This is a genomic window from Kitasatospora sp. MAA4, assembly GCF_029893355.1.
Lineage (GTDB): Bacteria > Actinomycetota > Actinomycetes > Streptomycetales > Streptomycetaceae > Kitasatospora.
The window spans coordinates 64,749-80,464 of the sequence record NZ_JARZAI010000029.1 but is presented as its reverse complement, the minus strand read 5'-3'; the positions used below and the strand labels follow the sequence as shown (position 1 = coordinate 80,464).

Annotated in this window: 6 protein-coding genes; 4 read left to right on the top strand and 2 right to left on the bottom strand. The window is 68.6% G+C overall.

The window, feature by feature from the left end; translation table 11 throughout:
- Positions 1-49 precede the first annotated feature (49 nt).
- Entirely contained in the window at positions 50-1,279 is a 1,230-nt protein-coding gene (locus tag P3T37_RS30385; protein WP_280727109.1) for an arylsulfotransferase family protein, read from the bottom strand.
- 392 nt (positions 1,280-1,671) lie between these two features.
- On the opposite strand from P3T37_RS30385, the gene P3T37_RS30380 reads away from it, so the two are divergent.
- Together P3T37_RS30380 and P3T37_RS30375 are read left to right on the top strand one after the other, a co-directional pair.
- A complete protein-coding gene (locus P3T37_RS30380) occupies positions 1,672-12,708 on the top strand; it encodes a LamG-like jellyroll fold domain-containing protein (protein WP_280727108.1) in 11,037 nt (3,678 codons plus the stop codon).
- A 2-nt stretch (positions 12,709-12,710) separates the two neighbouring features.
- A complete protein-coding gene (locus tag P3T37_RS30375) occupies positions 12,711-13,238 on the top strand; it encodes an SMI1/KNR4 family protein (protein WP_348533298.1) in 528 nt (175 codons plus the stop codon).
- 364 nt (positions 13,239-13,602) lie between these two features.
- On the opposite strand, the gene P3T37_RS30370 is transcribed toward P3T37_RS30375, so the two are convergent.
- Positions 13,603-14,154, bottom strand: coding sequence for a nuclear transport factor 2 family protein (locus P3T37_RS30370; protein ID WP_348533297.1), 552 nt, complete (start codon positions 14,152-14,154; stop codon positions 13,603-13,605).
- Between P3T37_RS30370 and P3T37_RS30365 the strand changes: the two genes are divergently transcribed.
- Together P3T37_RS30365 and P3T37_RS30360 are read left to right on the top strand one after the other, a co-directional pair.
- The gene (locus P3T37_RS30365) at positions 14,155-14,859 is read left to right on the top strand and encodes an AraC family transcriptional regulator (RefSeq protein WP_348533296.1); all 705 of its coding nucleotides are present in this window, start codon (positions 14,155-14,157) and stop codon (positions 14,857-14,859) included. It begins immediately after the preceding gene.
- Positions 14,860-15,205: 346 nt separating this feature from the next.
- Complete coding sequence (locus tag P3T37_RS30360; protein ID WP_280727104.1) at positions 15,206-15,661, top strand: RDD family protein; 456 nt, start codon at positions 15,206-15,208, stop codon at positions 15,659-15,661.
- Positions 15,662-15,716: the final 55 nt, after the last annotated feature.

The window sequence follows — 15,716 nt, the reverse complement described above, 5'->3', positions numbered from 1 at the left end:
GACTGCCGGGTCCGGCACTGCGTCCCGGACCCGGCAGTCTCCCTTTGCCCTACTTCCAGGCGAACCGGTACGCCCGGTAGGTGTTCACCCCGGGCGGGAACTGCGCGTTGAACAGCAGTGCACCGGACCGGCTGAACTCCGAGACGTACGGCAGCGATCCCCACCCGACGAGGAGGTCACCGTTGCGCAGCGTCTGCCCGTTCCCCTGCGACGGGGCGCCGAGCTGCTCGGGCTGGTCGGCGGACCGCACCAGCGTCGCCTCGTGCGTCCGGGTGTCCAGCCGGACGGTGACCACCCGGCTGTACGGCAGCTCCGTGACCGCTCCGGACCCGGTGTTGGCCGTGCCTGCCGACTCGTTGTCGAAGAAGGTGTACAGGCCGTTTCCGAGCGGCTCCGGGTCGTGCTGCCAGGCGAAGATCCTCCCGGCACCGTCCAGCACCTGGCCGGGCGCCGCCGTCAGCTTGAACGAGCTGTCCTTGCCGCCGAGTTGCCACAGGACCGCGCCGGAGTGCCGGGCCACCTTGTAGGTGGTCCAGGTGTCCCGCGCGTCGACCAGCAGGTTCCCGTCGGTGTCCACCTTGACGGCGTTCAGGTGGAACCAGTCCCACGGTGTGCTCGCCGACGCCGGCAGCGGCTGCTCGCTCTGCGCGTACGGCACGTGGTCGGCACTGTTCCACTGGAACAGCACCTTGCCGGTGCGGATGTCGACCTCCTGGACGATCCCGTTGATCACCTTCTGGTCGGCGGGACCGCCGATGGACGTGAGGTCGGCGGTGGCCACGGCGTAGGAGACGACCAGCGCCGTGTTCTGAGCGGTGATCACGAACTCGTGACCATCGGCCGAGTAGCCGTTGCCGGCCCTGACCTCGCCGATCTTCCGGTAGTGGTCGTCGTAGATGTAGTCGACGCCGTTGGACAGGCCACCGAGCCCGGTCCCCTGCCACCAGGTCAGCACCGGCTTGCCCCGGTAGGTCTGCTTGCGGAAGTCGGCGGCCTCCTGGCCGGCCGGCACGGCGTGCGACCAGACGACCTTCCTGCCGTCCTGGCTGAGGATCTCCACTCCACTCGCGTAGCCGCCCGCACTGGACGACGGCGCGAGGAAGAGGTCCCCGCCGCCGGTCCCCGCCCGGTCGGTCAGCACGTTCACCGGCGGCAGCGGCAGGCTCCCCGCCGTCGCCCCCGCCGTCGCCGCTGTGGCATCGGCCACCGGCAGCCCGCCGGCGAGCACCGCGGTCGCCGTCACGGCCAGCACCCGTGCGGCCCAAGTCTTCCTGCGCATGATGATCCTTCTCCTGAAACCCGAAGCTGAGTCTGTTCCTCTGCTGCTCGCAGAGCCGTGCTCCCGACGGGTCCCGACGCTAGCCACCGGGTGTGAACTGCGGATCTCCGCAGCATGAAGGCGCCCAGGGCCACTGCTCGCCGCGTCAATTCCGTGAATACTGACGGAATGTCAGATATTCTTCATCTGTGATGAAAATCATGAGGAATAACACTAAAGCTAACCAAGTGGACCATTCCGTCCCCAAGACGAGCATATGACTGCATGTCAGAGATAAATAAGTAACGATTTCAACCGATCAGGCAAAGACTTCTCCTCTCATCTTGTCAGTTTGTATGTAGATCCAGTGTGATCCGGTGGTTCTACTTGCTGATCTTGATCTGGGGATACCCATGCCTGTTCGTCCTGCCCGCTCTCCACGCCGAAGGCGGGAGCTGCGCCGCCGCCTGCTGAGAGCGGTCGCGCTCCTGGCGGTCACCGCGATGGCGCTTGTCCTGACGACGGAACAGGCGATGGCAGAGGGTGCGACGCTGCCGGCGCTGTCGTTGGCACCGTTCCGGGACTTCCTGAACTGGGCGACCGGTGACGCTCCGTCGTGGAAGAACATCCCCCACCAGGTGTCGGGTTCGGCCGCCGGTCGCGGCCACACCGTCCCGGCGAGCCGGACCCGGGCCGGTGGCGGCGCGGGGGGCTCGGTGGGCAAGGGCAAGGGCGAGCTGGACGCCGCCAAGCCGTTCGCGCGTGACTTCAAGACCGGTCCCAGCGGTACCGGTGGCCAGTTCGACGCCAAGGCCAGCAAGTTCAACGCGGCCCGGTCCAGTGCGAACTCCGACTACTTCGACAACCCGGACGGCTCGGTCACCCGCAAGGTCTCCCAGGGCAGGCTGAACTACCAGGACGATTCAGGCGCCTGGCAGCCGGTGGACACCAAGGTGGCCAAGGGAACGGACGGCCGCTGGCACGAGGCCGCCAACTCCCTCAGCGTCGACTTCGCTCCCACCGCGGCGGACAGCGCGCTGGCGTCGGTGGGCGTCGACTCCGCGCACGGCCTGGCGTACGGCCTCAAGGGCGCCGCCCCGGTGGCCGGTTCGGTGGCCGGCTCCACGGTGACGTACCAGGGCGCGCTTCCGCAGACCGACCTCAAGGTCGCGCCGATCGCCTCCGGGCTCAAGGAGTCGGTGGTCCTGCACTCGGCGCAGGCCGGCAACTCCTGGCTCTTCCCGCTCGACCTCAAGGGCCTGACGCCGAGCATGAACGGCGCGGGCGGGGTGGACCTGAAGGACTCCGCGGGCACCGTACGGGAGACCATCCCGGCCGCCTACGCGTACGACTCCAAGGTCGATCCGCGCTCGGGCGACTCGGCCACCACCCATGCGGTGGCGTACGAGCTGGTCACCGACGCCGGCAAGCCCACGCTGAAGGTGACCCTGGACGCGGCCTGGCTGCACGACGCTGCCCGGGTCTTCCCGGTGACCGTCGACCCGACGATCACCGACGGCCCGGCGACCACGTACGCCGAGAGCGGCTCGGACGTCCCGCAGGTCGACCACTCCATGGAGCTGTCGATCAAGATCGGCTCGTGGGACGCGGGCCCGCACTCGGCGCTCTCCTTCCTCCAGGACTGGTACCACACCTTCGACGCCTCGCACGTCACGGTCAGCTCCGCCTCGCTCAACCTCTTCGACTCCTGGGCCTCGATCTGCACGCCCGAGGAGATCGACGTCGCCCAGGTGACGCAGGCGTGGCTGCCGCCGTACGTCACCACGTTCCCGGGCCCGGCCTTCGGCAACGTCATCGGCGCGGCCAGCCCCAACGTCCCCACCGCCTGCAAGAACACCGCCGCCGACCGGACGGTGGGCGACTGGGTCAGCGTGCCGCTGACCGCCTCGGCGATCCAGGGCTGGGCCAACGGCACCACCCCGGACTACGGCCTGGCGATCGGCGCGAACGAGACCGACAACCTGCACTGGAAGCAGTTCGGCTCCGCGGCCGACCCCGGCTACGAGCCCTCCATCACCTACACCTACACCGGCAACATCCCCCCGCAGCTGGCCAGCGAGTACCCCGGCAACGGCTTCGTCGCCGACACCCTGACCCCCGAGCTCCAGGCGGCCGCCGATGACGACGGCGGCAGCGCGGGCCTCAAGTACGACTTCACGGTCTACGACTCCACCGGCGCCGTGGTCGTCGACTCGGGACAGATCGCCGGCGGCGACTGGAACGTGAGCGCGGGGTCGCTGAAGTGGGGCCAGAACTACTCCTGGTCCGTGAAGGCCTTCGACGGCGCGCTCTGGTCCCCGCCCTCGCCCAAGTCCGCGATAGCCATCCAGGTTCCGCAACCCGCGATCACCTCCTCGCTCTCGCAGAACGCCGACGCCCACGGCTTCGACCCCGGCATCGGCAACCTGACCAAGTCGGTGACCGACGCCGAGATCGCCGGCGCCGGACCGGCCCTCCAGGTGGTGCGCGACTACAACTCGCGCGACTACCGCACCACCGGTGCTTTCGGTGCCGGCTGGTCCACCATCTTCGACACCAGGGCAACCGAGCGCTACGACGCCAACGGTGCGCTGACCGGGGTCGTGGTCACCTACCCGGACGGCTCCCAGGTCGGCTTCGGCAAGAACGCCGACGGCAGCTTCTCGCCGCCCCTGGGCCGGTTCGCCTCACTGCGCGCGGTCACCGGCGGCTACACGCTGACCGACAAGAACGACACGGTCTACACCTTCACGCAGGCCCTGGGCACCGGCACCTACGGCATCAGCTCGGTCGCCGACGCCAACACCCGCGCGATCTACTTCTACTGGACGTCCGGCCAGGTCACCGGTGTCGCCTCCGCCGTGTCCGGCCGGAGCCTGCACCTCACCTGGTCCACGCCGGCGGGTGCCGCCAACCCCCATGTGGCCTCGGTCTTCACCGACCCGGTGCAGGGCTCCGACTGGAGCACCGCACTGACCTGGAACTACACCTACTCGAACGACCAGTTGACCAAGGTCTGCTCGCCCGGTGACACCACCGGCTGCAGCCAGTACGGCTACGCCACCGGCTCGCAGTTCCAGACCCAGACCCTGGACGCCGGGGCGGCCTCGCTCTGGACGCTCGGCGAGTCCTCCGGCACCGTCGCCAACAGCGCAATGCTCGCCAACGAGGGCTCGGACAACGCGACCTACAGCTCCGTCACCCTCGGCCAGCCCGGCCCGCTGGCCGGCAGCACCGCCACCGGCGGCGGCTTCAACGGCACCTCCTCCTCCGTGGAACTGCCCAAGAACCTGGCGGCCAACGCCACCGCGCTGAGCGTGTCGATGTGGTTCAGGACCAGCAGCGCCACTGCCCAGCCCCTCTTCACCTACTCGCTCTCCGGCCTCAACGCCGGCACCACCTCGGGCGAGTACACCCCGTCGATGTACGTCGGCAGCGACGGCAAGCTCAATGCCGAGTACTGGTACGCGAGCGGCGTCACCCCCATGGTCAGCTCGGCCGCGGTGAACGACGGCAAGTGGCACCAGGTGGTCCTGGCCGGCGCCGGCTCGACACAGAAGCTCTACCTCGACGGAGCACAGGTCGGCTCGGCCTCCGGCGTGATCTCCCGAGGCGGCGGCCTCTCCACCGCGCTCCAGGGACACACCTACATCGGCGCCGGGTTCCTCGGCGGAGGCTGGCCCGACGAGCCCAACGCCGGCAAGAACGGCAACACGGGCTACGCGACGTACTTCAACGGGACGATCGCCGACGCCGCCACGTTCGGCAAGGCGCTGACGGCGGACCAGGTCGCCTCGCTCTACTCGGCGGGCACCCACACGGCCGGCCTGCTGACCTCCATGACACGGCCCTCCGGCAAGCAGTTCTCCGCAGCCACCTACGACACCAACACCGCCCAGGTCACCCAGGTCACCGACGAGAACGGCGGAGTCTGGGCGGTGGGCAAGCCCTCGGTGTCCGGCTCCAGCCAGGTCTACCGCTCGGCCGTGCTCGGCTCGGCCCCGGCCGGCTACTGGCGACTGGGCGACACCGCGGGCGCCACCAAGGCGTACGACGAGGTCAAGTACGGCACCGGCGCGTACAACGGGGTCACGCTCGGCTCGACCGGTCCGTTCGCGGACGCCACCGCCGCCAGGTTCAACGGAAGCTCCTCCGCCGTCCAGCTGCCCAGCACGGACAGTATCGGCACCGGGCCCAACTCCGTCGAGCTGTGGTTCAACATGCCGGCCGGTAGTACCGCCGGCGGCGTGCTCTTCGACTACGCGGGTGCGTCCCTGACCGGCGGCAGTCCGGCCTCCAACAGCTACGTCCCGGCCCTGTACGTGGGCAGCGACGGATTCCTGCGCGGCCGCTTCTGGGGCTTCGGCTACGTGACCAGCGCCGCCCCGGTCGCTGACGGCCAGTGGCACCACGTGGTGCTCTCCGCCTCGCAGAGCTCCGAGGCGATGTACCTGGACGGCACCTCGGCCGGCACCTCGGCCGGCACGTTCAGCGCCAGCAACTCCCAGTACATGTACATCGGCGCCGGCGAGGCGGCCAACTGGCCGTACGCGCCGACCAACGCGCAGGGCTACTTCCCCGGCTCGATCGCCGATGTCGCCTTCTACCGCAGCCAGCTCTCCGCAACCGACGCCGCCGCGCACTTCCAGGCCGCCCGCAACTCCACCGGCCTCCAGCCGCTGGAGACCGTGACGGTCACCCAGCCCAGCGGCAAGACCGTCGTCCACCAGTACGATCCCAACGCCGGCTACCGGCAGATCGCCGAGGTCGACGGAGGCGGCAACAAGACCTCGTACGGCTACGACACCGGCGGGTTCCTGCACACCACCACCGACCCCGACGGGGACGTCACCACCACCGGGCACGACGTGCGCGGCAACACCGTCTCCACCACGGCCTGCCAGAACCAGGCCACCGGGATCTGCGCCACCAGGTACTTCACGTACTTCCCCGACGCCACCACCGCGACGCTGACCACCGCCGACCCGCGCAACGACGTGCTGCTGACGACCCGCGACGGCCGGTCGTCCTCGGCCACCGACACCACCTACCTGACCAGCTACGGCTACGACACGCGCGGCAACCGGACCACCGTCACCAGTCCTCCCGTGGCCGGCTTCCCCAGCGGTCGCACCGCCACCACCACCTACAGCGACGGCAGCGCGACCTACCCGGCCGCCGACACCGGCAACGTCCCCGCCGGGCTGCCCGTCACGGTCACCTCCCCGGGCGGCGCGGTCAGTTCGATCGCCTACCTGCACAACGGCGACGTCGCCTCGACCACCATGGCCTCCGGGCTGAAGACCACCTACACCTACGACGCACTGGGCCGCGCGACCGCGCAGACCGTGGTCTCGGACGCCTACCCGGCCGGCCTGACCACCAGGTACGGCTACGACAGCGCGGGCCGGGTCGTCTCGGAGAGCAACCCGCCCCTCACCGACCGGGTGACCGGCGCCGTCCACACCTCGGTGACCGGCACGGTCTACGACGCCGACGGCGACACCACCTCGCAGACGGTCACCGACTCCACCGGCGGCGATGCACCGCGCACCCGCAGCAGCACCTACAACCAGTACGACCAGGTGGCCAGCAACACCGACGCCAACGGCAACGCCGGAGCCGCCAACGGCGCCACCACCCAGATGAGTTACGACAACGAGGGCAACCTGGTCCAGGAGACCGACCCGGCCGGGACCGCCACCACCTACACCTACGACCCCAACGGGCAGCTGCTCACCCAGAGCATGTCCAACTACACCGGTGACCCGACCAGCCCCTCGGCGCCGACCACCCTGGTGGAGTCCTCCCGGGCCTACGACCCGGCCGGGCGCCTGGCCTCGATCACCGACGCCATGGGCAACACCACCGCGTACACCTACACCGACGACGGCCTGACCGCCACCATCACCAAGACCGACGCCGCCGGCGCGAACAGCTTCGTCCTGCAGTCCAACCAGTACGACGCGGCCGGCAACCTCACCCAGCGCACCAGCGCCAACGGCGCCACCGTGACGCAGTACCAGGTGGACGCCGCCTCGCGCACCACCAACACCACCCTCGACCCGAGCGGCGTCGACCGGGTCACCAGCGTCTCCTACACCCCCGACGACCTGGTCGCCACCACCAACGAGCACGACTCCACCGGGAACGACCGCACCACCTCCGCCAGCTACGACACAGCCGGCCGCGCCCTGACCCAGACCCTCTACGGGGACGCCTCGGGCCACCCCAACGGCTGGTGGCAGCTCAACCAGAACTCGGGCACGACCGTCAGCGACGCCACCGGCACCGGCAACACCGGCTCGGCGACCGGCCCGGTGACCTGGTCCGGCGGCGCCGCCAACCTCAACGGCAGCAGCTGGATCTCCACCAACGGACCGGTGGTGAACACGGCCTCCTCCTACACCGTCTCCGCCTGGGCCAACCTCGCGGACACCGCCTCGGACCACACCATCGTGGCCCAGGGCGGCACCAACACCGCCGCGTTCCTGCTGCAGTACTCCAAGGCCCTGGGCACCTGGGCCTTCGTGGCGCCCAGCGCCGACGCCACCTCCGGCATCACCTACCCGGAGGCCGCCGCCACCAGCCCGGCCACCGCGGGAACGTGGACCCACCTGGTCGGCACGTACGACAGCATCGCCGGCACCATGACGCTCTACGTCAACGGCACACTCGCCGCGAGCACCAGCAACACCTCGGCCTGGAACGCCACCGGTCCGCTCACCATCGGCAACGCGATGCTCGTCGGCGGCAACCGCCTGTGGGGCACCTCGCAGAACGGCGCGATCTCCAACGTCCAGCTCTACCAGCGTGCGCTGAGCGGTACCGAGGCCGCGGCGCTCTACACCTCCGGGCGGGGCGGCGGCACGGTTGGCTCCTCCAACCAGCAGACCACCAGCTACACCTACGACCAGCGCGGCCTGGCCACCTCGGCCACCGACGCCGACGGCAACACCACCAGCTACGTCTACGACGAGGCCGGCAACCGCGTCATCAGCTCCGCCCCGAGCGTCTCGGTGGAGACCGCCACCAGCGCCCCGGCGCAGGCCCACCCCACCACCACCAGCGGCTTCAACAGCTTCGGCGAAGAGGTCGAGCAGCTCGACCCGAACGGCAACGAGACCACCCACACCTACGACGCCAACGGCGAGGAGACCTCCACCACCGACCCGTCGTACACCCCGCCGGGCTCCAGCACCCCGATCACCCCGACCACCACGCAGACGTACGACGCGCTGGGCAACGTGATCACCCAGACCCGGCCCGACGGCAAGTCCGCCGGCTACGTCTTCGACCAGCGCGGCGAGTTGGCGCAGGAGACCGCACCGGACGGCACCAAGAGCCACTACGGCTACGACGCCAACGGCGACAAGCTCTCGGTCACCGACGCCTCCGGCGCCGTCCGCCAGGCCACCTACGACTACATGGGCCGCCAGCTCACCGCCACGACCCTGGAGCGCTACCCCACCGCGCAGACCCTGACCAGCACCTCCTCCTACGCGGCGGGCACCGGCAACCCCGGCGGCGCGTTCCTCGCCGCACAGACCTCCCCGGACGGGCGCACCACCTCCTACGGTTACGACAACGTGGGCGAGTTGACCTCCACCACCGACCCGGTCGGCAACGCCACCACATACGGCTACGACTTCAGTGGCAACCGGAACAGGACCACCGCGCCCGACGGCACCCTCTCCACCGTCAGTTACAACGCCCAGGGCCTGCCGCAGACCAGCACGCAGCGCACCAACAACTGGGGTTTCGTCCTCGCGCAACGGACACAGGCCTACGACGGGGTCGGCAACCTCCTCTCCAGCACCGACGCGATGGGCAACACCTCCACCTTCACCTACGACGCCACCGGCATGGTGACCAACGAGGTCCAGCCGGTCTCGGCCACCTCCTCCATCACCACCTCCTTCGGCTACGACGCGACCGGTCAGCGGACCCGCTTCACCGACGGCCGCGGCAACTCCTGGAAGTACACCTACAACTCCTGGGGCAAGCCGGAAAGCACCATCGCCCCGACCACCTCGACCTACTCGGCGGCCTCGGACTCCACCACCGGCTACTCCTACGACAACCTGGGCCGGCTCACCCAGGTCACCCAGCCCGGCGGCGTCGTCAACTCGATGTCCTACGACCTGGCAGGCAACCTCCTCTCGCAGTCGGGCAGCGGAGCCGAAGCGGCAACCGCCACCCGCACCTTCACCTACGACCCGCTCGGCCAGCTGCTGACCGCGCAGACCCAGGCGGCCGGCACCACCGGACAGGCCGGCTACCAGCCCGCCACCAGCGAGTCGTTCGGCTACGACGACCGCGGTGACCTGCTCTCCGCGAGCGGCTCGGCCGGAACCAGCTCGTTCGGCTACACCAAGGACGGACTGCTCGCCAACCGCACCGACGCGGCCGGCACCACCTCCTACACCTACGACAACGCCGGCCGACTCTCCACCCTCGCCGACCCGGCCACCGGCAACACCCTGACCTACTCCTACAACTCGGCCTCCGAGCCCACCACCGTCAACTACGGTGCCAGCGGCCAGAGTCGGGCCTTCACCTACGACCTCCTGCACCGGGTCACCTCCGACACCCTGACCTCGGGCAGCTCCACACTCGCCTCGATCGCCTACGGCTACGACCGCAACAGCAACCTCACCTCCAAGACCACCACCGGCGTCACCGGCGCCTCGGCCAACACCTACACCTACGACTTCGCCAACCGGCTGTCCTCCTGGAACAACGGGACCACCAACACCGCCTACTCCTACGACGCCTCCGGCAACCGCATCCAGGTCGGCTCCAACGTCTACACCTACGACGAACGCGACGAACTGACCTCCGACGGCACGCAGACCTACCGCTACTCCGCCCGCGGCACCATGACCGAGGACCGGACCGGCGCCACCCCCGCCGTCTACGCCTCCGACGCCTACGGCCAGCAGATCCTGGCCGGCCAGCAGACCTACAACCTGGACGCCTCCGGCCGCGTCATCACCGCCGCCACCACGGCGGCCGGAACCCGGACCTTCCAGTACACCGGCGCGTCCAACCAGGTCGCCTCGGACGGCTCCAACACCTACACCTGGGACTCCACAGGCGGCCTGATCGGCACCAACACCCCCGGCGGCGCCGCCTCCACCGGCCGCCTGGCGATGACCGACCAGCACCAGGACGTCGTCGGCCAGTTCGCCGCCGGCTCCACCACGCTGACCGGCTCGCAGACCTACGACCCGCTGGGCACCGTCACCTCGACCAGCAGCATGATCGGCCAGCTCGGCTACCAGTCCGGCTGGACCGACTCGGTCAACAGCAAGGTCAACATGGGGTCGCGCTGGTACAACCCGGCCAACGGCCAGTTCCTCAACAAGGACACCGTCAGCCTCAACCCGGCGCCGACCTCCGTCTCCGCCAACCCGTTCGCCTACGTCAACGACAACCCCCTCGCCGGCACCGACCCCACCGGTCACTGCGCCTGGTACGACGCCGTCTGCGGCGCCGAGAAGGTCGGCGGCGCGATCGCCTCCGGTGTCTCCAGCGCGTTCAACTGGGCATCGCAGAAGACCGTGCAGGTCTACCACTACGCCGGAAAGATCGCCGGGCAGATCGCCAGCGAGGGGGTGCACCTCGTCACCACTGGCGTGAACTTCATCGTGGACGTGGGCAGGGCGGCCTACCAGCAAACACGGCGGTTCTACAACTGGGCCGCGCCCAAGGTCGTGAAGGCAGCCAAATCAGGCTACAGCGGCCTCAAAACCGCCTACAACGCCGGTGTGGCCAAGGCGAAACACGTAGCCAGCGTGGTGGTCAAGGGAGCCGTCTCGGGGGCCAAGGCCCTCGGTGGCGCCCTCGTCAAGACTGCCTCGGCCACTGCCTCGTTCGTCAAGGCCCACGCGGCCGCGATCACCACGTTCCTCGTCACCACGACCGTCTTCATGGGATGCGAGGCCGTTCTCGGCGGCACCACGATGGGCGTCGGGGCCGTCGCCGGCGCTGTGGCCTGCGGCGCTCTCGCCGGTGCGGTCGGCGGAGCCCTCGACCAGGGCCAGAAATGCCAGAAGGGCGAGGCAGGAGCCTGCTCCGCCGGCTCGTTCGTCGGCGCGACCGTCATCGGCGGAGTCGTCGGCGCCGCCAGCGGGTTCCTCGGTGGCGCCCTCGGCGGAAAGCTCCTTCCCACCCTGACGAGCGAGATCCTGCCGAGCTTCGCCGTCAACGCCCTCAACGGCGCCCTCGACGGCGCCGCCACCGGTGCCGTAACCGGCGCTGCCACCGGCGCGATAACCGGTGCCGCCAACTACGGCCTCTCGTGCGGCAGCAACTGCTCCGTGTCCGGCGCTCTCGGCGCCGGGGCCGACGGCGCCGCATCCGGTGCCATCGGCGGCGCGATCGGCGGCGCGATCGGAGGGGCCCTCGGCGGGGCGCTCAAGTCGCCCTGCGCGGGCGGGCCGCACAGCTTCACCGGCTCCACCCCCGTCCTGATGGCTGACCAGACCACCAAGCCCATCGACCAGATCAAGACCGGCGACCAGATCGCCAACTCCGTGCCCGGCAAGGACGGCACCGAGACCCACACCGTCACCAACGTCATCGTCACCACCACCGACCACGACTTCGTCAACCTGACCATCACCCCCACCAAGACCAACTCCACCAACACCACCGCCAAGGCCGGCAAGGCCCTCCTCGGCCTCGCCGCCGGCGTCGCCGCCCTCACCCTCTGGGCCGCCCCTGCCCAGCCCGCCTCGGCCGCCGAACCCACGGCCGCCACGTCGACCACCGCCCCTGCGACCCCGGCCCAGGCACCCGCCCCGGCCGACGACGTCCAGACCAACGGCTCGACCCTCACCACCACCTACCACCACCCCTTCTACGACGAGACCCAGCACGCCTTCGTCGAGGCCCAGTACCTCAACCCCGGCGACACCCTCCAAACCCCCACCAGCACAGCCACCGTCACCACCGTCCGCCGCTACCACGCGAACACCACCACCTACGACCTGACCATCGGCGGCCTCCACACGTACTATGTGGAGGCCGGGGACATACCGGTACTCGTCCACAATTGCAACGCGAACGGCGAGGCAGAGGTTCGAGTGCCGAGTTGGGCCACGGATGAGGAAGTTCAGCAGTTCTCGGACTACGTTGACGCGACGAACCAGGCGATTGCCGACGGGCACCTCTCGGCTTCTGGCCGAGTATCGACCGCAGGTGATATTCGGCGGGAGGCCGCACGTGAGGCAGCCGCCGAACGCAGGCGGGCAGCGGCTGCGGGAACTCCATATGTCGGAGTGGCAGGACATGCGCCCGATGCGATGTGGCTGGGACAGGGAAAGCCGCCGACCTGGATCGACATGGCAAAGAGGGTCAACAGTAGCCTTTCAGGACAAGGCCAACGCTGTGCTATCGGATGTAAACCGACTAAGTTCGTGCTGGTAGACAACAGAGGGTGAAGATGACTGACTGGTCTCCGCTCCTAGCGGACATGGAGGCGGCTAAGCGTGATCTTGCGATCAGCGACGTCGATCGCCTGTGGCGGCATGAGGCACCTCAGCCGCCTGCTTCGCCAAGTATCATAGCGGCCGCACAGAGTTTGATCGACTGCGAACTTGACTCGGAATATGCAGATTTCCTCCTTTGCGCAAATGGCTGGCCTGCAATTCTGCAGGATATTGACCTATTCGGCACGGAGGATTTCAGATCGGGAGGTTTTTCTGAAGCCCGAGAGCTTTTGAATTTGCTCGAACCCGAGGCTCTTGCAGGCGATGAGACCTCCGGGGTCGATCTCTTCCCGATCGGCGCATCAAGAACTGATATCGATATCCTTGCAATGCCACTCAAGGGAACAGGTGGACCAGCCCCAGTAATTTGGATTGCCGGCCTTGAAGTGGAACGATTCAGTACATTCTCAACATTCTTTCGGGCGATGATCGACCATAACCTGAAAGAAGCGGAAGAGCTCGCGCAAAATAGGCGACCATAAAACACCGCTAGCGAGTCGAGCAGGAGCCCTACCGAGGATATCCTCGGTAGGGCTCCTGTCGTAGCGGCCGGGCGTCATGTCATCTTCGAAGGGAGAGCAATAGTGGAAGGTGAGCGCGTAGATCCCGTTCAGATCTTTGCTCGGGTTGGTGGGGTGGCGTACCGCTTCATGGATGCCGACAGGGCATTTGAGGTGTGGGTTCATCTGGCCCGGAAGGCTGGATGGGACGTTATCGAGCTTCCTTTTGATCGGAGCTCAGATGTTCCCGCAGACTGAGCCTGGATGTAGAAAAACGCCCCCCGCCGGAATCGTGTTCCGGCGGGGCCTCTGGGCAGCAGTCGACGGCAACGCCAGCAGACGAGTGCTAAGCAAACCGGTCGGCCGGCCAGCCCAGGGCGCGGAAGACTGCGAGGGGGTCGAGGTAGTCGCGCCAGTGCGTTACCTGGCGGTCCTTGATGGTGATCACTGAGACGAAGTGGTTGTCGTACGGGAGCCCGGTGTGGACGGCATGCCCGTGCACGGCGTACTCGAGGACGACCACGGACGTGTCGGGGTCCCGGTGGACGGCCAGCTGGTCGGCGGTGGCCAGGACGATCGCGTCGCCGTAGTCGCGGTACAGATCGGCGACCGCTTGGCGGCCCTGGACTCGGCTTGGGTAGCCGGGGACGGTGATCACGTATTCGACGACGACGCCCTCGGCCAGGAGGTCGAAGAAGTGGTCACCGTCGACCAGGCCCGCGAGGCCTTCCTGGATGATCCGGAAGAACGGGTCCAGCGCCGCGAAGTCCTCAGGGTTCCCGATGGACATGGTCACGCACCCGCCGTCGCGGTCCAGGCGTGGGCACATGACGGGCGTGACGAGGTAGAGGCTGCGGTAACCCTCGTACGCGGCGGCACGGACCACTACATCGGCCACGTGCCCGGCACCGACTGCCTCGAACCGGCGGAGTTCCGGGCCCGGCACGCCCACGACGGGGAGTCTGACACGCCCGGGGCGACGGTGTTCCTCTGCGGCGCCTACCGGTTCTCCGGCGACATCGGCAACGGACTGCTGGAGGCACTTCCGCAGGTGCTGACCCTGCAAGCGGCCGTCGGCGATCCGCTGAGGGACGTGATCACCCTGCTCTCCCACGAGCTGGCCAACCCCGAACCGGGCCAGGCCACCGTGCTCGACCGGCTCCTCGACGTCCTCCTGGTGCTCGCCATCCGCACCGACTTCCGCCGCAGCCCCAACGCGCCCCGCTGGTACCGGGCCTCCGTCGACCCCCGTCTGAGTGCCGCGCTCCAGGCGATGCACGAGGACGCCGGCCGGCCATGGTCCGTCCCCGAACTCGCCGCGATCAGCGGCCTGTCCCGAGCCGCTTTCGCCCGTACCTTCCATGACGTGCTGGGCCAGACCCCCATGCAGTACCTGACCGACTGGCGCATGACGCTGGCGAGAGACCACCTGCGCACGGGCGAACTCGGCATGGCGGGTATCGCCCGCAGCGTCGGCTACAGCTCGCCCTACGCCTTCGCAGCCGCGTTCCGCCGCCACCACGGCGAACCACCCGGCGCCTGGCGACAACGGGAGTCGACGCGCGACGAGGAACTCCAGCCGAGCGGCCCGCACATCCACTGACACCCGCCGGCTTCTCCTTCCGACAGCCTGAGGCTCTGCCCGGTCAGCCCGCGAGCGCAGCTCACGCTGGCGTGCACGCGCCGTCCGTGCTGGTCGGCGCGACTCGTCACCGCAGCTCGAAGGTCCCGCATCGAAGTGACACGACGCGACCCCTCCTCGATCAGGAACCAGTGACGGACCTGCTGGTCACAGACCTGTGGCCACCCCTCAGACGATCTGCACCCCGCTGGTTTGCCTCACCTGCGATGCATCCGATTGGATCACGCATGTGAGCCAATACCCTCCACCAGCAAGTCCGTACGGCTACGCCCCGGCGCAGCCGTCCCTCCAGTACAGCCCGCCGCCGATGAGCGGGCCGCCCGAGCAAGCGCTGGCAAGCCGTGGTGCCCGTCTTGGCGCTCGTCTCGTGGATGCGGTCATCGTCCTGGTGGCTCTGATCGTCGTGATGGGGGTCTCCGGGCTGCTTCAGTACGTGGGACCGCAGAACACCGTCTACCAGATCGTCATCGCAGTGCTCTGTGTGATCGGCATGGTCGCGGTCTTGCTCTCCGAGCCGGTGCTGACCTGGAAGTACGGTGCCACCCTTGGCAAGCGTCTGCTCGGGCTGCGCGTCGCCCGCCTCGATGACGGACAGAACCTTTCCGGTGGCCGGGCCTTCGGACGCTGGGCGGCCGGACTCGCGATGAGCGTCGTCCCGTTCCTGTCGCTACTCAACGTGCTGTGGTGCTGCTGGGATGCGCCCTACCGGCAATGCCTCCACGACAAGTCGGTCAACAGCGTCGTCGTAAGGCGCACCCTGTAGCGCGTCATGGCGAAGCCGGGTGGGGAGGCGAGGTCGCCTCCCCACCCGGCTTGCG